General features: G+C 72.4%; 16 protein-coding genes. 5 read left to right on the top strand and 11 right to left on the bottom strand.

From position 1 onward, the window contains the following. Positions 1 to 172: 172 nt before the first annotated feature. A complete protein-coding gene (locus ACGF3J_RS16765) occupies positions 173 to 2,032 on the bottom strand; it encodes a prolyl oligopeptidase family serine peptidase (protein ID WP_161332517.1) in 1,860 nt (619 codons plus the stop codon). A gap of 143 nt (positions 2,033 to 2,175) precedes the next feature. On the opposite strand from ACGF3J_RS16765, the gene ACGF3J_RS16760 reads away from it, so the two are divergent. Further along, positions 2,176 to 3,027 (top strand): SURF1 family protein, encoded by an 852-nt coding sequence (locus ACGF3J_RS16760; protein ID WP_346346334.1) that lies wholly within the window; start codon positions 2,176 to 2,178, stop codon positions 3,025 to 3,027. 11 nt (positions 3,028 to 3,038) lie between these two features. Here the strand turns inward: ACGF3J_RS16760 and ACGF3J_RS16755 are convergent, their stop codons facing one another. The 4 genes from ACGF3J_RS16755 to ACGF3J_RS16740 form a co-directional block, all read right to left on the bottom strand. Beyond that, a complete protein-coding gene (locus ACGF3J_RS16755) occupies positions 3,039 to 4,103 on the bottom strand; it encodes a hypothetical protein (protein WP_346346335.1) in 1,065 nt (354 codons plus the stop codon). 170 nt (positions 4,104 to 4,273) lie between these two features. Further along, a complete protein-coding gene (locus ACGF3J_RS16750; protein ID WP_161332525.1) occupies positions 4,274 to 4,849 on the bottom strand; it encodes a SigE family RNA polymerase sigma factor in 576 nt (191 codons plus the stop codon). 514 nt (positions 4,850 to 5,363) lie between these two features. Then, the gene (locus tag ACGF3J_RS16745) at positions 5,364 to 6,431 is read right to left on the bottom strand and encodes an aspartate-semialdehyde dehydrogenase (protein ID WP_161332519.1); all 1,068 of its coding nucleotides are present in this window, start codon (positions 6,429 to 6,431) and stop codon (positions 5,364 to 5,366) included. Continuing rightward, the gene (locus tag ACGF3J_RS16740; protein ID WP_161332520.1) at positions 6,431 to 7,708 is read right to left on the bottom strand and encodes an aspartate kinase; all 1,278 of its coding nucleotides are present in this window, start codon (positions 7,706 to 7,708) and stop codon (positions 6,431 to 6,433) included. The genes ACGF3J_RS16745 and ACGF3J_RS16740 overlap by 1 nt, the downstream gene beginning before the upstream one ends. A gap of 302 nt (positions 7,709 to 8,010) precedes the next feature. Between ACGF3J_RS16740 and ACGF3J_RS16735 the strand changes: the two genes are divergently transcribed. Further along, positions 8,011 to 10,254: a VCBS repeat-containing protein gene (locus ACGF3J_RS16735; protein WP_161332521.1), complete on the top strand. Its 2,244-nt coding sequence runs from the start codon at positions 8,011 to 8,013 to the stop codon at positions 10,252 to 10,254. Between the two features lie 76 nt (positions 10,255 to 10,330). Here ACGF3J_RS16735 and ACGF3J_RS16730 read toward each other — a convergent pair whose 3' ends face one another. From ACGF3J_RS16730 to ACGF3J_RS16710, 5 genes are all read right to left on the bottom strand, one after another. Next, positions 10,331 to 10,516 carry a DUF397 domain-containing protein gene (locus ACGF3J_RS16730; RefSeq protein ID WP_161332398.1) on the bottom strand — a complete coding sequence of 62 codons (186 nt, stop codon included), beginning with the start codon at positions 10,514 to 10,516 and terminating at the stop codon, positions 10,331 to 10,333. After that, entirely contained in the window at positions 10,509 to 11,324 is an 816-nt protein-coding gene (locus tag ACGF3J_RS16725; protein WP_161332397.1) for a DUF5753 domain-containing protein, read from the bottom strand. Before ACGF3J_RS16725 ends, ACGF3J_RS16730 begins: the two co-directional genes overlap by 8 nt. A gap of 79 nt (positions 11,325 to 11,403) precedes the next feature. Then, a complete protein-coding gene (locus ACGF3J_RS16720) occupies positions 11,404 to 12,063 on the bottom strand; it encodes a DUF5063 domain-containing protein (RefSeq protein WP_161332396.1) in 660 nt (219 codons plus the stop codon). Next, positions 12,056 to 12,655 (bottom strand): recombination mediator RecR, encoded by a 600-nt coding sequence (gene recR, locus ACGF3J_RS16715; RefSeq protein WP_064729020.1) that lies wholly within the window; start codon positions 12,653 to 12,655, stop codon positions 12,056 to 12,058. The genes ACGF3J_RS16720 and recR overlap by 8 nt, the downstream gene beginning before the upstream one ends. A gap of 73 nt (positions 12,656 to 12,728) precedes the next feature. After that, complete coding sequence (locus ACGF3J_RS16710) at positions 12,729 to 13,073, bottom strand: YbaB/EbfC family nucleoid-associated protein (protein ID WP_079163602.1); 345 nt, start codon at positions 13,071 to 13,073, stop codon at positions 12,729 to 12,731. 230 nt (positions 13,074 to 13,303) lie between these two features. Here ACGF3J_RS16710 and ACGF3J_RS16705 point away from each other — a divergent pair, with 230 nt between their 5' ends. Then, positions 13,304 to 14,068, top strand: coding sequence for an SLATT domain-containing protein (locus ACGF3J_RS16705; RefSeq protein ID WP_161332395.1), 765 nt, complete (start codon positions 13,304 to 13,306; stop codon positions 14,066 to 14,068). A gap of 253 nt (positions 14,069 to 14,321) precedes the next feature. On the opposite strand, the gene ACGF3J_RS16700 is transcribed toward ACGF3J_RS16705, so the two are convergent. After that, positions 14,322 to 16,133, bottom strand: coding sequence for a serine/threonine-protein kinase (locus tag ACGF3J_RS16700; protein WP_393854225.1), 1,812 nt, complete (start codon positions 16,131 to 16,133; stop codon positions 14,322 to 14,324). 213 nt (positions 16,134 to 16,346) lie between these two features. Here ACGF3J_RS16700 and ACGF3J_RS16695 point away from each other — a divergent pair, with 213 nt between their 5' ends. Both ACGF3J_RS16695 and ACGF3J_RS16690 read left to right on the top strand, forming a co-directional pair. Beyond that, positions 16,347 to 17,702, top strand: a complete 1,356-nt coding sequence (locus tag ACGF3J_RS16695; protein WP_161328312.1) for an aspartate aminotransferase family protein — start codon at positions 16,347 to 16,349, stop codon at positions 17,700 to 17,702. Between the two features lie 188 nt (positions 17,703 to 17,890). Further along, positions 17,891 to 18,613 (top strand): GntR family transcriptional regulator, encoded by a 723-nt coding sequence (locus tag ACGF3J_RS16690; RefSeq protein ID WP_161328311.1) that lies wholly within the window; start codon positions 17,891 to 17,893, stop codon positions 18,611 to 18,613. Positions 18,614 to 18,678: the final 65 nt, after the last annotated feature.

Below are 18,678 nucleotides of genomic sequence, written 5' to 3'. Positions count from 1 at the left end.
GGGGGGGGGGGGGGGGGGGGGCCCCCGGGGGGGGGGGGCCCCCGCGGGGGGGGGGGGGGGGGGGGGCAGGGGCTCGGCCAATCCAGTCCCGTCCAGGGGGCTCCGCCCCCTGGACCCCCGGCCTATGCCCACCCACCACCCGACTCGGTTGGGAAAGAGGCTCAAGTCGAAACTACGCGCCCTTCGGCAAGTGCCTCTCCGCGAAGTCCAGTTCCAGGCGGACCTGCTTGATGCGTTCGTCGACCACCAGGGAGCCGTGGCCCGCGTCGTAGCGGTAGATCTCGTGGACGGCGCCGCGGGACTCCAGGCGCTTGACGTAGTTCTCGACCTGGCGGATCGGGCAGCGTGGGTCGTTGACCCCGGCCGAGATGTAGACGGGGGCCTTGACGTCGTCGACGTAGGTCAGCGGGGAGGACGCCTCGAAGCGCTCGGGAACCTCCTCTGGGGTGCCTCCCAGCAGGGTGCGGTCGAGGGCCTTCAGGCCCTCCATCTCGTCGTGGTACGCGGTGACGTAGTCGGCGACCGGGACGGCGGCGATGCCCAGGGTCCACGCCTCGGGCTGGATGCCGATGCCGAGGAGCGTGAGGTATCCGCCCCAGGAGCCGCCGGTGAGGATGAGGCGGCGGGGGTCGGCGAGGCCGGACGTGACCGCCCACTCGCGCACCGCCTCGATGTCCTCCAGCTCGATGAGTCCCACCCGGTGCTTGAGGGCGTCGGTCCAGGCGCGTCCGTACCCGGTGGAGCCCCGGTAGTTGACGCGGACCACCGCGTATCCGTGGTCCACCCAGGCGGCCGGGCCGGCGGCGAAGGAGTCGCTGTCGTGCCAGGTCGGGCCGCCGTGGATGTCGAAGACCGTCGGGAGCGGGCCCGTGGCGCCGGCGGGCTTCTGGACCAGGGCGTGGATGCGGCCGCCGGGGCCCTCCACCCACACGTCCTCCACCGGGACCGAGCGCGGCGACTTCATGCCGGGCGGGTCCAGGACGACGCGGCCGGTGGTGGAGCGGACGGCCGAGGGCTCGGCTGCCGAGGACCACAGGTACTCCACGGTGCCGTCGGGGCGGGCCGTCGCCCCGGAGACGGTGCCCGCGGGCGTCTCGATCTCGGCCAGCTCGCGCTCGGCGAAGTCGTACCGGAACAGCTCGCTGCGGGCCTCGAAGCCGTGCACGATCAGCAGGGCGCTGCCGTCCGGGAACCACTCGGCGCTGACGTCGCCCGGCAGCTCCAGGGCGAGGTCGGTCTGCTCCCCCGTCGCCACGTCCCACACCAGCGGCTCCCAGCGGCCCCGGCGCTGGTGCCCGATGAGCAGGCGGGTGTCGCCGTCGACCGGCGCGAAGCCCAGGACCTCCAGGCCCAGCTCCTCCTCGCCGCCCTCCGTGTCGTCCAGCTCCGCGACCGTCGTGCCGTCGGGGCGCAGCACGCGCAGCGCCGAGTGCATCGCGTCGCCGTGCTCGGTGTGCTCGATCGCGATCAGCGTGCCGTCGTGCGAGAGGTCGCCGACGCCCGCGGACTCGCGGTGCCGGTAGATCTCCGCCGGGGCGGCGCCGTCCCCGCGGGCGAGGTGGATGGTCGTGCCCTCCTCGTCGGTGGAGCGGCCGACCACCGCCGTACGCCCGTCCCGGCCGAGGGCGAGGCCCGCCGGGTAGGACGGGTCGAGGCCCGGCACGGCCGCCTCGTCCGCCCCGCCCGCGAAGGGCTGGCGGCGCCAGACGCCGAACTCGTCGCCGTCCTTGTCGTCGAACCACCAGATCCAGTCGCCGTCGGGCGAGAGCACGCCGTCCGTCGTGCCGTTGGGCCGGTCGGTGACCTGGCGCTGGTCACCGGACGAGCGGTCCCAGGCGTACAGCTCGTACGTCCCCGTCGCGTTCGACACGAACAGGGAGCGGTCCGGGGCGTCCTCGGCCCAGTCGGGAAGGGACACCCTGGGCGCCCGGAACCGCTTCTCCCACTCGGGCATCTGCTCGCCCTGCGTCTGCCGCTCGTCCGGCTCGTCCGACGACTTGTCCGACCGAACGGACCCGTTGCTCTCAGTCATGGCCCCATACTGCCCCGACCTGCCGACAACGCGCAGACGGGATCCCCAGCCTGTGGACAACCTCGCCCGTCCACCCGCCGGCCCGCACGTTTTCCACAGCCCCGAAGCAGGGGCGCACCGGCCCGCCCCGTACCGTGGAGGGCGTGTACCGGTTTCTGCTGACGCCCCGATGGTGGGGGATCAACGTCTTCGTCGTCCTGGCCATCCCCTTCTGCATCTTCATGGGTTCCTGGCAGCTGGGCCGCTTCGAGGACCGCGTACAGGACCACGAGACCGCGACCACCCAGCACGAGGAGGCCCGCCGGGACGCGCCCCGCGCGCTGGACGAGCTGCTGCCGCTGGACAAGTCCACGGTCGGCAAGCAGGCCACCGTCACCGGCCGGTACGACGACCAGCTGCTCGTCCCCGAGCGGAAGCTGGACGACCGGGAGGGCTACTACGTCCTCACGCTGCTGCGCACCGACGACGGCCGCGCGCTGCCGGTCGTACGCGGCTGGCTGCCGGGCGCACCCGACCCGGCGAAGGTCCCGGCCGCGCCCGCCGGCGAGGTCACCGTCACGGGAGCGCTCCAGGCCCCCGAGTCACCGGGCAGCAACGGCGTCAGCGGGCGCTCCGGATGGCCCGCCGGCCAGACCGGCTCGATCAGCGCGGCGACGCTGCTGAACCTCGTCCCGTACGACGTGTACGACGCGTGGATCACGCTGAACAGCGGCGACTCCGGGATGCGGGCCGTGCCCGTCAGCGCGCCGCAGAACAGCGGCCTCGACCTGAAGGCGTTCCAGAACCTCGGGTACACCGCCGAGTGGTTCGCCTTCGTGGGCTTCGTGATCTTCATGTGGTTCCGGCTGCTGCGCCGCGAGGTCGAGATCGCCCGGGACGCGCAGCTGGGGCTGACGGTGGAGGAGCCGCAGGACGCCGAGGCCGCGGAGGCCGACGCCGAGAGCGCCGGGGAAGAGACCGAGCGGGCGGCGCGGCCCAGCCCGTCCAACGCCTGATCAGACGCCCTTTACGACTCCGTGCCCGCCAGCACACCCGTCCAGTACACGGTGCCCACGCACGCGTTGGACACCGTGGCCGTGGCCGAACCGGATCCGCCCTCCGGGCTGTAGGTCACCGACACGCTTCCGTCCGCCGGGCCGTCCTCGCTGAGCAGCTGGGTCGTGGGGCCGGCCTCGGCGCCGCCCGTGGCGGTCCCGCCCGCGGCCGTCGTGTCCCCGGTGGGCGAGGGGTCCGGCGAGGGTCCGCCGGTGCTGCCCCCGGTGGTGCCGCCGGTGGTCGGACAGGTCTCCGAGGGCACCCAGGCGAACTGCACCTCGTACCCGGAGGCCGGCCCCAGGGTCAGTGCCGGCGTCTCCAGGGACGGGTCGGGCAGTCCGGCCGCGGCGTCGCCCGCCACATGCCGTGCGGTGCCGATCCTGGAGGCGTCCGCCGCTCCCTGCGAGGCGGTGGCCACGTTGCCGGGGCCGGTGACGGTGCAGCCGTCCGAGGAGACGTTGGTGACCCGGAACGAGCCGTAGACCACGCCCGCCGAGTCGGGCTCGGCGATGCTGGCGACGGCCGACCCGAGCTGCTTCGGCGCACACGCCGGAACGTCGGGCACGACGCTGGGCGAGGGGGCCGTCCCGGGCGCGGAACCCGTGGCCGCGCCGCTCTGCTCGCCTTCGGGCGTCTTCTCGGGGTCGGTGCGGTCCTTGTCCTCGGCGGTGCCCGGGGAGCCGACGACGCCGCTCTGGCCGCCGGCCGGGTCCTTGCCCTGGGAGGCGCCGCCCTGGGCCTGCGAGGCGTGGCCCGCGACGGACGGGTCGGCGCCCGGGCCGGTGGAGTTGGAGACGTGCACGAGAGCGGGGACCGCGGTGCCCAGGAACAGGGCGGCGGCGGCCACTCCGACGACGGCCTGGCGCTTGCGGGCCCGCCGGGCGGGTACCGCGCGGCGCAGGTGCTCCAGGGTGCCGTCGCTCGGCTCGACGTCCTGGACGGCCTGCTGCAGCATCCGGCGCAGCGCCGCCTCGTCGGCGTCGGACCCGTCCTGCCCTCGCGGGTCGGGGCCCTGGTCGGCGGGGCCGTGGTTCACAGTTCCGTTCCCTGCGTCGTGCGTGTGCTTCTGCTGATCCGGCCCGGCGGCCGCGTCCACCGGGTTCGCTGCGGCCGGTCCGTCCGGCGCGTCCGGTGCGGGCCCCTCCCGGGGAACGGACCCTTGCTGCGACGCGCCCTCTTCCCGCGGAGCGTGCCCGTTGCCGTCACTCATGCCGGTGCCTCCATGGCCACCCTGAGCGCCGCGATGCCGCGTGAACCGTACGCCTTCACCGAGCCGAGGGATATGCCGAGCGTCTCGGCGACCTGTGCCTCGGTCATGTCGGCGAAGTAGCGCAGGACCAGGACCTCGCGCTGGCGGCGCTGGAGTCCCTTCATCGCCTTGATCAGGGAGTCGCGCTCCAACTGGTCGTAGGCGCCCTCCTCCGCGCTCGCCATGTCCGGCATCGGCTTGGAGAGCAGCTTGAGGCCCAGGATGCGGCGGCGCAGCGCCGAGCGCGACAGGTTGACGACGGTCTGGCGCAGATACGCCAGGGTCTTCTCCGGGTCGCGGACGCGTTTGCGCGCGGAGTGCACGCGGATGAAGGCCTCCTGGACGACGTCCTCGCAGGAGGCGGTGTCGTCGAGGAGCAGGGCCGCGAGACCGAGCAGCGACCGGTAGTGCGCCCGGTACGTCTCGGTGAGGTGGTCGACGGTGGTGCCCGCCGCCACCGTGTCGTCGGCGCCGTCGCGCTGGTTCGATATGCGGGCCGGCCGCGCTGCTGGCATCGGCGCGATCACCGGCATGCCACCGGCGGGACCGGCCACACGGGGACGGACTGACCGGCCGGGCGCCCGCACAGCGGGGCCACGCGTCGATGCGGTGAATTCGAGTACCTCTGCCACGCCTGTTGGACACGCCGACCCCCGTGAGGGTTGTACGTGCCGGGCGTCACGTTCCCGTGTCGGTCCTGTCCGTCGGGCAGCCGCCCGGCTGACGGTGCGTCATACGCCCTCATCGTCCGCTCTTCCCCTATGTCCCATGTGAACGAGCGTCCCCACGCCCGTCCTCGGCGTCCCCACGCCGACCCACGCGTCTCCGCGCCCTGAATGGGTGACCGCAAAGACGCTCCCCGCCTTCCGCACGGTTGCGGAGGGCGGGGAGGAAATCCTCTGACGGCACAGGTGCCGGGTACAAGTAGTCCGGACCAACTTCCGGATCACATCTCGTCCACAGATCCTACAAAGGAAACCCACGGTGGCCAGGGCATTTCGCCCCTCTGATGGAGCCTGACGGGATCTGACGGAGCCTGACGGGGGTTCAGGCGAACTCGGCGGCCACCAGCTCCGCGATCTGCGCGGTGTTCAGCGCGGCGCCCTTGCGCAGGTTGTCCCCGCAGACGAAGAGTTCCAGCGCCGTCGGGTCGTCCAGCGCCCGCCGTACCCGCCCCACCCAGGTGGGATCGGTGCCGACCACGTCGGCGGGGGTGGGGAACTCCCCCGCGGCCGGGTTGTCGAAGAGGACGACGCCGGGCGCGGTGGCCAGGATCTCCCGGGCCCGGTCGACGGTGACCTCGCCCTCGAAACGGGCGTGCACGGTCAGGGAATGCGTGGTGACCACGGGAACCCGTACGCACGTCACCGCCACCGGAAGCTGCGGCAGCCCGAGGATCTTGCGGGACTCGTCCCGCACCTTCATCTCCTCCGACGACCAGCCGTCCTCGCGCAGCGACCCGGCCCACGGTACGACGTTCAGCGCGACCGGCTCCGGGAACGGGCCGGTGTCGTCGCCGACGGCCCGCCGCACGTCACCGGGGTGCGTCCCCAGCTCGGTGCCGGCCACCAGGGACAGCTGCCGGCGCAGCGTGTCCACGCCGTCCCGGCCCGCGCCGCTGACCGCCTGGTACGAGGAGACGACCAGCTCGCGCAGCCCGAACTCGGCGTGCAGCGCGCCCGTCGCCACGATCATGGAGAGGGTCGTGCAGTTCGGGTTGGCGACGATGCCGCGCGGCCGCATCCGCAGCGCGTGCGGGTTGACCTCGGGCACGACGAGCGGCACGTCCGGGTCCATCCGGAACGCGCCGGAGTTGTCGACGACCACCACGCCCTTGGCGGCGGCGATCGGCGCCCACTGCGCGGAGACCTCGTCGGGCACGTCGAACATGGCGACGTCGACGCCGTCGAAGGCCTCCTCGGTGAGCGCGACGACCTCGACCTCCTCACCGCGCACGGCCAGCTTGCGGCCGGCCGAGCGCGGCGAGGCGATCAGGCGGATGTCGCCCCAGATGTCCGCGTGCTGGGACAGGATCGTGAGCATGACCGTGCCGACGGCACCGGTCGCGCCCACGACGGCGAGCGTGGGCCGCCCGTCCCGTGCGGTGACGGACATCAGCGGCCGGTGCCCCCGTAGACGACTGCCTCATCGCTGTCGGAGTCGAGACCGAAGGCGGAGTGCACGGCGCGCACGGCCTCGTTCACGTCGTCCTTGCGGGTGACGACCGAGATGCGGATCTCGGAGGTCGAGATCAGCTCGATGTTCACCCCGGCGTCGGAGAGCGCCGTGAAGAAGTCGGCGGTGACGCCCGGGTGGCTCTTCATACCCGCGCCGACCAGGGAGATCTTGCCGATCTGGTCGTCGTAGCGCAGCGAGTCGAAGCCGATGCCGGCGCGGTTCTTCTCCAGCGCGTCGATGGCCTTGCGGCCCTCGGACTTCGGCAGGGTGAAGGAGATGTCCGTCAGGCCCGTGGAGGCGGCGGACACGTTCTGCACGACCATGTCGATGTTGACCTGGGCGTCCGCGATCGACCGGAAGATCGCGGCGGCCTCGCCCGGCTTGTCCGGCACGCCGACGACCGTGACCTTGGCCTCCGAGGTGTCGTGTGCGACACCGGAGATGAGGGCCTGCTCCACCTGCTTTTCCCCTTGCTTGATCGGCTCGCTGCTGACCCATGTGCCCTGGAGTCCGCTGAAGCTGGACCGGACGTGGATCGGGATGTTGTACCGGCGGGCGTACTCCACGCAGCGGTGGAGGAGCACCTTGGAACCGCTGGCCGCGAGCTCCAGCATGTCCTCGAAGGAGATCCAATCGATCTTCTTCGCCTTGCTGACCACGCGCGGATCGGCGGTGAACACGCCGTCGACGTCGGTGTAGATCTCGCAGACGTCAGCGTCGAGCGCGGCGGCGAGGGCCACGGCCGTCGTGTCGGACCCGCCACGCCCGAGCGTGGTGATGTCCTTGCTGTCCTGGCTGACGCCCTGGAAGCCGGCCACGATGGCGACGTTGCCCTCGTCCACGGAGGTCTTGATGCGCCCCGGGGTCACGTCGATGATCCGGGCCTTGTTGTGGACCGAGTCGGTGATGACTCCGGCCTGGCTGCCGGTGAACGACTGGGCCTCGTGGCCCAGGTTTTTGATCGCCATGGCCAGCAGCGCCATGGAGATACGCTCTCCGGCGGTCAGCAGCATGTCGAGTTCACGCCCGGCAGGGATCGGGGAAACCTGCTCGGCGAGATCGATCAGCTCGTCCGTCGTGTCGCCCATCGCGGAAACGACGGCGACCACCTGGTTGCCGTTCTTCTTCGCTTCCACGATCCGCTTGGCGACGCGCTTGATGCCCTCGGCATCGGCTACGGAGGAGCCTCCGTACTTCTGCACGACAAGGCCCACGTGCGCTCCTCGCTCAATCCGTCTCTTTCCGCACGTACGTATATGTACTGCGGTCGGCTCATTTTACCGAGCGTCCGGGTTTCGCCTCTGCGGTATCGCATGGTGAGACCCGGGTACTCGCTCAGGCTGGCTCATGCCCAACCGGACGCGGGTCACTCGGGAAAGTGCGGCGTGTCACACGTTCACAAGTGTCTTTCCGTTCCGTAAAGCCCGCACCTGCTGGGAGCGCAACCCTTGGGGCGGGTGGTGAGTCTGAGGGCTGTGGCGCGCCGGTGCGCCACGCTCCGGGGAGGGTCACCATCTTGTCTCACGCACGTCTGTCCAGACGTCGGCTCGCGATCGCCGCCGCCACCGTTCTCGCGGTCACCGCCGGGCTCACCGGCGCGTCCGCCCCGGCCATCGCGGCTCCGGACGCGACGTCTGCGGGCGGGACGGGTCGGGCCGCCGCGACGCAGGCCCGGCCGGCAGCCGAGTCCGTCATCGGGTTCCCGACCGGCCACACCATCGTCGGGGCCACGGCTTCGGGCTACCTGACGCTGGACAGCGCGGCGGGCGGCCACTCGTGGGTGCGGGCGTCCGACGGCGCCGTGTCCGCCCTGCCCTCCGCGGCCTCCCTCCTGGCCACCGGGTACGGGGATCTGGCCGCCGTGCACTCCGACCTCGCCCACATCGTGCTGCGGGACCTGGCGACCGGCCAGGAGGTCTTCCGCCTCCCTCTCGATCACGCCGCCGGTGTCCGTTACGCGGGTGCCGCGGGCCGGGCGGTCTTCAGTACGGACTCCAGGGTCCCGGAGAGTTCCGGCCTGCGCATGCACACCATGGACGGGGCGTCCGTCGCGGTGACCGGCCTCCCGGCCGACGCGAGCGGGCTCAGCGTCCGCCCGGGCACGTCCGCCCACGCCCTCGTCACCTACAGCACCGGTGCGTCGGTGCGGCACTGGGGCCTGATCGACCTCACGACCGGCGCCGTGACCGAAACCGGCCGGTCGACCCGGCCCGCGGGCACCGGGGACATCGCCGTCTCCTCGACGTACGTCGCCTGGGTCGACAGCGGTGGGGGCGAGATTCCGCCGAGCGTGGTGGTCCGTACCCGTGCCACCGGGGAGACCCAGCGGGTTCCGCTCATGACCTCGCGCACGACCCGGATCGAGATCGGGCTCCAGGGCGACCACCTCGTGTTCGGTGAGCGCTTCGGGCTCACCGCCGAATGGCCGAACGCGCTCCACGCCCCGGTGGCCCACGACCTGAAGCGCAAGGTGGACACCAAGCTCCTGGACCACTTCACCTCCGCCGAGACCTCCCCCGACGGCACGCTCTACCTCCGCGGCGGCACCGTCGCCGAAGGCGAGGGGCTCTACCGCTTCTCGCCCGGCGTGAACGGCGGGGAGCCCACCACGACACTCGTGGCGCGCACCGGCGAGCCGACGAAGCTCACCCTGGCCGGCCACAACGTCCCCGACGTGCTGGACCTCAGCAGCAACTCCGGCCGCTTCGACTTCCGGTGGACACTCTCCAGGAGCAACGTGGAGGGGAGGGTGACGCTGCGCCACATCCGTACCCGTGAAACCTCCACCGTGGGGGTGTCCGACACCTCGTCGCCGGAGTTCGGCTTCGTCTGGTCGGGCGACCTCGGCTCCGGGCCGGTCAGCGCACCCAACGGCGACTACACGTGGGAGATCTCGGCCCGGCCGATCAACGGCATCGGCCCGGCGCTGACCGAGACCGGTACCTTCAAGGTCGTCCGCTCGGCCGACGCGCCGCACGACTTCAACGACAACGGCAGCCCCGACCTGCTGGCACGGGACGCTTCGGGCCGCATGTGGCGCTCGGACTCGCACTTCGAACGCCTCGACGGGGAGGGCAGGCTGATCTCCGGCACCGACGTACTCGTCGGCGGCGGCTGGAACACCTACGACCGTACCGAGGCCACCGGTGACATCGGCGGGGCGGCCACCGGTGACCTGGTCGCCCGTGACAAGGACGGCGTGCTCTGGCTCTACCTCGGCGAGGGAGACGGCACCTTCGCCACCCGCAGCCGCGTCGGCGGAGGCTGGGGCGTCTACGACAAGATCGCCGCGGGAAGCGACGTCACCAACGACGGCAGGGCCGACCTGCTGGCCACCGACAAGGACGGCACCCTGTGGCTCTACAAGGGCACCGGTGACTGGCGCGCGCCGTTCACCGGGCGGGTCAAGGCGGGTACGGGTTACGGCGCCTACAACCAGATCACCGCGACGGGCGACATCGGCGGCGCCGCCGCGGGAGACCTGATCGCCCGCGACACCTCCGGCGTGCTCTGGCTCCACCTCGGCAAGGGCGACGGCACCTTCGCCGCCCGCACCCGGATCGGCGGCGGCTGGGACGCGTACGGCGACACCGTGGGCATCGGCGACGCCAACCACGACGGGCACCCCGATCTGTACGCCGGCGGAACCTACGCCGCGCAGTACTTCTACGCGGGCACGGGCGACTGGCGCACGCCCTTCGCGGGCCGCCAGTCCACCACCTTCTTCGCGACCCAGCCGGACCCCACGGCGCTTTCCTGACGCGTGCCGTCCGGCCCGGGCTCGCGTCCGGGCCGGACGATCTCCCGCAGCCCGGGAAGAGCCCTGGCCCCGGGGCTCAAGCTCCGGGCTGAACTGCGGCGATGAACGCCGACCAAGAGGCCGGCGACATCTGGAGTTCGGGGCCAGGTCGGGTGGACTTGGAGTCGCGGATGTGGATGGCGTCGGCGTGGGCGACCTCGACGCAGTTCCCGCCCTCACTGTCGCTGTAGCTCGATTTGAACCACTTCAACTGATCACTCACGCTGACCCACCATCCGCTCGATCAAGCGGGCCGTCTCATCGGGGTCGAGGGCCCGCGTGCGGATCATGCTTAGCCGCTCGGTGACGCGGCTGACAACACCCGGATCGGCCGAGAATTCGCTCGCCAACCCGCCCTCCATGAAGGCGCACCGCTCGTGGTCCGGGCCCTCCAGCAGCACCATCGGCCCTTCCAGGGCATTGGCGAACGCTCTCTCGAAGGGCAGTACCTGCACCACCACATTGCGCAGTCGGGAGACCTCCAGCAGGTGTTGCAACTGTTCCTCGTCCACCAACTGGCTCCGCAGAACCGCCTCGTAGAGCACGAAGCTCAGCCCCACCGGTGGCTTCCGACCGGTGAGGATCGCCTGGCGTTCCATCCGTGCGGCGACCCGCTCCTCCACCGTCTCCTCGTCCAGGGGCGGGATGCGGTTGTCGATGAGCGCCTTCGCGTAGGACCGCGTCTGCAACAGGCCCGGCACCAGCGCGACTTCGTACGTCCACAGGCTCGTCGACTCGCGCTCCCGCTCGATGAAGTCCACCGCCCGCGCGGAGTACCGCTCCCTGCGGACGTACTCCTTCGCCGCGCTCAGCATGCCCTGCGCGCCGCAGAGTTCGTCCGCGATGTCGAGGAGGCGGGGCGACGGCATCCGTACCCCGCGTTCCATGGACGAGATGGTCTCGGGGGCGTAGTTGGCGGCTGCCGCCAGGGCCTCGCGGCTGACGTTGGCCAGGGTGCGCCAGCGTCTGATCTGGTTGCCGCTGTAGCACCAGGCCGCGGGTGGCCGGGAGTTGTCGTTCGGTACCGGCACAGCGTCCACCTCCGGCTACTCGTGGACTACCGAGCGTATCGGCAACGGTGGCCGTGCGTGACCGGGACGGACGAGGCCGTCACTTCACCGGCCGCAGCCCCAGCGGTCCGGCGATCTCCTCCACCATGACCCGGCCGGCCTCGGTCTCCAGGGTGTCGTCGCCGAGGTCCTCGTCGGTGTCCAGGCCGTCGAGGGCGGCCAGGGGCTGGTTGAGGCGGACGTGGGCGACGATCGACTGGAGGGCGCGCAGGGTGGCGGAGGCGGTGGAGCCCCAGTTGGAGAAGTAGGAGAACTGCCACCACCACAGGGCCTCCGTGGTGCGGCCGGCCTTGTAGTGGACCATGCCGTGGCGGAGGTCGGTGATGACGTCGGTGAGGTCGTCCGAGATACGGGCCGGGACCGGGGCCTTGCGCGGCTCGTAGGGGTCGAAGACCTCGGAGTAGACGTCGACGGGGTCGAGGATGCGGGCGAGGTTCTCGCGGAGTTCGTCGACGTCGAGTTCCGGGCCCGGGTCGGGCTCGTAGCGCTCGTCGGGGACGATGTCCTCGTGGGCGCCCAGGCGGCCGCCGGCCAGCATGAGCTGGGAGACCTCCAGGAGGAGGAAGGGGACGGCCGAGTCCGGTTCGTCGCCCTTGGCCACTTCCGTGACCGCGACCAGGAAGCTTTCGATCTGGTCCGCGATCTGGACCGCGAAGTCGTCTGGGTTCTGGTCGGTCGCGTGCAGCGTGGCGTCAGACATCTAGGAGTCGTCTCCCCTCGAAGGCGCGGCCGAGGGTCACCTCGTCCGCGTATTCCAGGTCGCCGCCCACCGGGAGGCCGCTGGCCAGGCGGGTGACCTTGAGGCCCATGGGCTTGATCATGCGGGCGAGGTACGTGGCCGTGGCCTCGCCCTCCAGATTCGGGTCCGTGGCCAGGATCAGCTCCGTCACCGTGCCGTCGGCCAGGCGGGCCAGCAGCTCACGGATGCGGAGGTCGTCGGGGCCGACCCCGTCGATCGGGCTGATCGCGCCGCCGAGCACGTGGTAGCGACCGCGGAACTCACGGGTGCGCTCGATGGCGACGACGTCCTTCGGCTCCTCCACCACGCAGATGACGGCGGGGTCGCGCCGGGGGTCGCGGCAGATGTTGCACTGCTCCTCCTGCGCGACGTTCCCACAGGTCGCGCAGAAGCGGACCTTGGCCTTCACTTCCATGAGGGCCTGAGCGAGCCGTCGTACGTCGGTCGGTTCCGCCTGGAGGACGTGGAAGGCGATCCGCTGCGCGCTCTTGGGACCGACGCCGGGCAGCCGCCCGAGCTCGTCGATGAGGTCCTGGACCACGCCTTCGTACAACGGACTGCCGTCCTTCCTGAGGTTCCTGCACTACGTACGGTAGATGGCTTCCGCCGGTCTGAGAAAGGCGAACTCAGAAAGGCAGGCCGGGGATGCCGCTGCCGCCGCCCATGCCCTGGGCGAGGGGTCCGAGCTTCTCCTGCTGGAGGGTCTGCGCGTTCTCGTTGGCCGCCTGGACCGCGGCGACGACCAGGTCTGCGAGGGTCTCGGTGTCCTCCGGGTCCACCGCCTTCGGGTCGATCACGAGGCCGCGCAGCTCGCCGGAGCCGGTGACCGTCGCCTTCACCAGGCCGCCGCCCGCTTGGCCCTCGACCTCGGTCTGTGCCAGTTCCTCCTGGGCCCGGGCGAGGTCCTGCTGCATCTTCTGGGCCTGCTGGAGCAACTGCTGCATGTTGGGCTGGCCACCACCGGGGATCACGTTCGGCTCCTGTCACTACGGCTCGTCGCGGATTTTTCCCGTTCGGCACGAGCCTACGTGGTCCGGGCGGCCCTCGCCCCAGCACTCTTTCGAGTGATGTCGCCCGAGTCCTATACCTGATCAAGGCCCACGTACGGGCGGAAAGACGGCGGAAGCCACGGCTTCGCCACCCATTGGGCGGTAGGAAGGGTTCCGAGCAGGAGCGGACGGTGACCAGTAGGGAGTGCCGGGTGGGTCAGCCGGAGAGGCAGCCCGAGGGGCCGCCGCAGGACGGGCGGGGCGAGCAGGGGGCGGCCGGGGCGCGGCCGGGCGACCTGGCCGGGCGGGCGTTTCCGCTCGGCGACTGGGCGCTGCCCGCCGACCGGCTGGACGAGCTGTACCGGTGGGTGGAGCGGGGTGCGCTGGACACGGCGGCCTGGTATCTGGCCGACCGGGTCTGGAAGCGGAGGGCCGCCGTGCTGCTGCGGGGCGGGGCGGCGGCGGGGGCGGTCGCCGGGGCGGCGCTGCCGCTGCTCGACATGTCCGGGCTGCTGGGCGGGGCGGCCCCCTGGGGGTACGTCGCACTGCTGGTCGCGGTGGCCTGCGTGGCCGGGGACCGGTACTTCGGGGTCACGTCCGGGTGGATGCGGGACGTGGCCACGGCGCAGGCGGTGCAGCGGCGGCTCCAGGCGCTCCAGTTCGACTGGGCGTCGGAGAGCGTGCGGGAGGTGCTGGGGCCGGCGGACGGGACGGCCAGCGAGGCGGCCGAGCGGTGCCTGCTGGTCCTGCGGCGGTTCTCGGAGGACGTGACGGAGCTGGTGCGGGCGGAGACGACGGACTGGATGGTGGACTTCCGGTCCGGGGTGGCGCCGCTGGGGCTGCAGTCGGGGGTGGGGGGCGGGATGGCGGGCGGCCGGTCCTCGGAGGCGGGGGCCGCCGGGCCGGGGCGGTTCTCGGCGCCTGCGAACGGGGCTCGGCCGAACATGCCTCGGCAGCGGCCGCCGGAGCCGCGGTGACGTGCCACTGGGGTTTGCGGTGAGGTTGGTGCGGTGACGTCGGCTGTGCGGTGACGTCGGTGCGGTGAGGTCGGCTGTGTGGTGACCGGCGTGCGGGTGAGCCGGGGGTGGGTTACGCGGGCCGGCGCCGGCCGGGTGCCGCTGCGCCCACCCGTGCCGCCCCAGCGGCACGACTGCCCGCAGCTGGGTGGGGGTGGGCGGGCTGTATGACTGCCCGCAGCTGAGCGGGATCGCCGCCCGCAGCTGGGTGGGGCTACTGGCGGGTGTAGGTCAGGGTTTCGCCTGTGGTTGTGTTCGTGCGTTTCAGGGTGCCGTTCGGGAGGAGGGCGACCTCCGTGGGGGCGCCCGGGGTGCAGGTGGTGGACGGGCCCGTGGTCACCGTGGAGGGGCCGAGCGTCACTCGGCCGCCGGGGGCCGGGGTGCCGGTCAGGTCGGCCTCGAAGACGCAGTGGTAGGTGCCGTTGCCCGCGGGACCGTCGGCGGCGAGGGACAGGACCGTGTCTCCCACCTCGCCCTGCCGGATGGTCAGCGTCCGGGTGTGGACGCCGGAGGCGTTGTCGATGGTGGTGGTCCAGGTGCCCAGGTACGCCGTCGGGATCGGGCCGCCCTGCGGGGTCGGCTGGTCCGCGTCGACGGTCGGAGCCGATCCGTCCGTGTTCCGGGACACGGAGGCAGTCGGCGCCGGGGTGGGGTCGCCGTCGGCCCGGTCGTCGCCGCCCCCGCTCATCAGGGCGTACACCGAGCCGCCTGCGCCGAGCGCGACGACCAGGGCGACGGCGATCAGCAGCGCGGTGGAGCGGCCTCTCCGGGGCGGGTCGTAGAGCGGGCCGTACGGCGGTGGGGGCCCGTAGGGCGGGGTCGGGCCGCCGATCCCGTACGGCTGCGGGTGACCGGAGGGCGGCGGCCCGTTCCAGGCGGGGGCCCGGACGGCGTACCCGTGGGCGGGCGGGGGTGTGGAGGGCGGGGTCTGGCCCGCGACCAGCGTGGGGAGGTGGTTCAGCGGGGCTCCCCCGCCTCCGCCGCCCGCGCTGCCCGGCTCGCGCGGTGGCGGGGGCCCCGCCACCCGGGTCTGTGTGAGCGGGGACGTGCCACCCGGGGCATCCGGGTTCTCCGGGTTCTCCGGGTTCTCCGGGTTCTCCGGGTTCTCCGGGTTCTCCGTGTCCAGCAGCCGTACGGCGTGCCGGCCGAGCTGGGCGACCAGGGCGCCGGGCAGCCACGGGTCGCGGGAGCGGCCTTCGGTGACCGTGTCCTGCGCGCCCGTGCGCTCCAGGACCTCGGCGAGGACGGGGCGCGCGGCGGGGTCCTTCTTCAGACAGTCGCGCACCAGGTCGGCGATGCCCTCGGGCACGCCGTCCAGGTCGGGCTCCTCCTGCGCGATGCGGAACATCAGGGCGTGCACGCCGCTGTTGGCGGTGCCGAAGGGCAGCGCGCCGGTGGCGGCGTAGGCGAGGACGGAGCCGAGGCAGAAGACGTCGCAGGCGGGCGTGATCCGGTCGCCGCGCACCTGCTCCGGCGCCATGAAACCGGGCGAGCCGACGAGCGCCCCGGTGCGAGTGAGCCCGCCGTCGGTGACCGTCTGGAGGGCCCGCGCGATGCCGAAGTCGATGACGCGGGGCCCGTCGATGGTGACGAGCACATTGGACGGCTTGAGGTCGCGGTGGACGATCCCGGCGGCGTGGATGTCCTGGAGGGCGTGCGCGAGACCGGCCCCCAGGATGCGGACCGACCGCTCGGGCAGGGCGCCGTGGTCGTGCCCGACGACCTGCTGGAGGCTGGGGCCCGCCACGTACCCGGTGGCCAGCCACGGCACGGCGGCCTCGGTGTCGGCGTCCAGCACGGGCGCGGTCCAGTGGCCGCCGACCCGACGGGCGGCCGCGACCTCCTGCCGGAAGCGCTCCCGGAACTCCTCCAGCGCGGCCAGCTCCTCGCGGACCAGTTTCACGGCGACCGTGCGCCCCCGGTCCGAGCGGGCCAGATAGACGTGGCCCATCCCGCCCGCACCCAGCCGCCCCAGCAGCCGGTACTCCCCGATGCGCTGCGGATCCCCGTCCCCCAGCTCGTGCATGCCGCCGCCGCCTTCCCCCGAACGTGCGCAACAGGGCGAGGATAGTGCGGGCGCCCCCTCCGAGGAGGGGGTCTTGTCCGAGGGGGTACCTGTCCGAGGGGGTCTTGTCCGTGACGGGGGTGCCCGCACGTCGACAACCTGTCGTGGAAAGCCCCGGACCGCAGACAGGACGCCGATTCCGTTTCCGCATCGCGGACATCTACGCTCGGCGGCATGACTCCTGAGCCCCACCTCCAGGCCGGCGCCGCCGTGAAGGCCGCGGACCGCGCGCACGTCTTCCACTCCTGGTCCGCCCAGGAGCTCATCGACCCGCTCGCCGTCGCCGGCGCCGAGGGATCGTACTTCTGGGACTACGAGGGCAAGCGCTACCTCGACCTCGCCAGCGGACTCGTCTACACCAACATCGGCTACCAGCACCCCAAGGTCGTCGCCGCGATCCAGGAGCAGGCGGCGAAGATGACGACGTTCGCGCCCGCGTTCGCCGTCGAGGCGCGCTCGGAGGCGGCCCGGCTGATCGCCGAGCGGACGCCCGGCGACCTGGACAAGATCTTCTTCACCAACGGCGGCGCCGACGCCGTCGAGCACGCCGTGCGCATGGCGCGGCTGCACACCGGGCGGCCGAAGGTGCTGTCGGCGTACCGCTCGTACCACGGCGGCACACAGCAGGCGATCAACCTCACCGGCGACCCGCGCCGCTGGGCCTCCGACAGCGGCACCGCGGGTGTCGTCCACTTCTGGGGCCCCTTCCTGTACCGCTCGCGCTTCTACGCCGAGACGGAGGAGCAGGAGTGCGCGCGGGCGCTGGAGCACCTGGAGACGACGATCGCCTTCGAGGGCCCGGCGTCCGTCGCCGCGATCGTCCTGGAGACGGTCCCGGGCACGGCGGGGATCATGATGCCGCCGGCCGGTTACCTCGCCGGGGTCCGCGAGATCTGCGACAAGTACGGCATCGTCTTCGTGCTGGACGAGGTCATGGCCGGGTTCGGGCGGACCGGTACGTGGTTCGCGGCCGACCTGTACGACGTCGTGCCCGACCTGATGACCTTCGCCAAGGGCGTGAACTCGGGGTACGTGCCGCTGGGCGGTGTCGCCATCTCCGCGAAGATCGCCGAGACGTTCGCCGAGCGCCCCTACCCGGGCGGCCTGACCTACTCCGGGCACCCGCTGGCCTGCGCGGCGGCCGTCGCCACGATCAACGTGATGGCCGAGGAGGGCATCGTCGAGCACGCGGCGCGCCTCGGTGCCGAGGTCGTCGAGCCGGCCCTGCGGGAGCTGGCCGAGCGGCACCCCAGCGTGGGCGACGTGCGCGGCACCGGCATGTTCTGGGCGCTGGACCTGGTGAAGAACCGGGAGACCCGGGCGCCCCTGGTGCCCTACAACGCGACCGGGCAGGCGGCCACCCCGATGTCCGCCTTCGCCGCCTCCGCCAAGGCCCACGGCGTGTGGCCGTTCGTGAACATGAACCGCACGCACGTCGTGCCGCCGTGCAACATCTCGGAGGCCGAGCTGAAGGAGGGCTTGGCGGTTCTGGACACGGCACTGTCCGTGGCGGACGAGTACACCGGGTAGCGAGCCTCGGGCACACCGAGTAGCAGAGGAAGTACACCGTGGAGTCCCTGCCCGCTTGCGGGCAGGGAGGGGGCGCCGGCGCGTATGGTGGCGTGCTCGTACACCGTAGACATGTGTGCGAGCCCTACGAGCCCGCCCGGGGGCGCGCACGTCCGCCCGCCCCGCCCGCGACGAGGAGACGCCCGCCCATGCCCGGCCCCAGCGGCACCGGTGCCGTCACGCGCAGCACCCTGCGGCAGCAGATCGCCGACGCGCTCCGCGACGAGGTGCTGGCCGGCCGGCTCCAGCCGGGGCAGGAGTTCACCGTCAAGGAGATCGCCGAGCAGTACGGGGTGTCCGCGACGCCCGTGCGGGAGGCCCTGGTCGACCTGTCCGCGCAGGGGCTCCTGGACGCCGACCACCACCGGGGCTTCCGGGTGCACGAGTACTCGGTCGACGACTTCCGCGGCATGATCGAGGCCCGCAACCTGGTGACCGACGGGATGTTCCTGTCCCTCGCCGGGGACCTGGAGGGCGGCCCGGACCCCGACGACCCGCGCGTCGCCGCAGCCCTCGCCGGAGTGCGGCGGCGGGGCGAGGAGGCCCAGCGCGCCGCCGCGGCCGGCGACCTGACCGTCCTCATCGGCTACGACCTGCGGTTCTGGCGCGAGCTGGCCGTCCTCTTCGGCAACGCCTACCTCTCCGACTTCCTGCACCGGCTGCGCGTGCAGTCCTGGGTGTGCACGGTGCAGCACCTGCGCCGGCTCAGCGAGCTGCGCGGCGCGCTGTGGTCCGGGCACACCGAGCTGGTCGACGCCCTCGGCCGCCGCGACGTGCCGGGCGCGCGGTCGCTGGTGCACGCGTACAACGCCCACTCGCTCGCGCTGATCGAACGGCTCGCCCGGGACGACCTGGGGACCACCGGAGGATGACCCCCGGGGAATGGCCACCGGGGATGGCCAAGGGCTGGATGACCAACGGCTGAGGTGTCGTGGTC

It is taken from the genome of Streptomyces sp. NPDC048171 (genome assembly GCF_043202655.1).
GTDB lineage: Bacteria > Actinomycetota > Actinomycetes > Streptomycetales > Streptomycetaceae > Streptomyces.
This window is presented reverse-complemented; position numbering and strand designations above follow the sequence as displayed.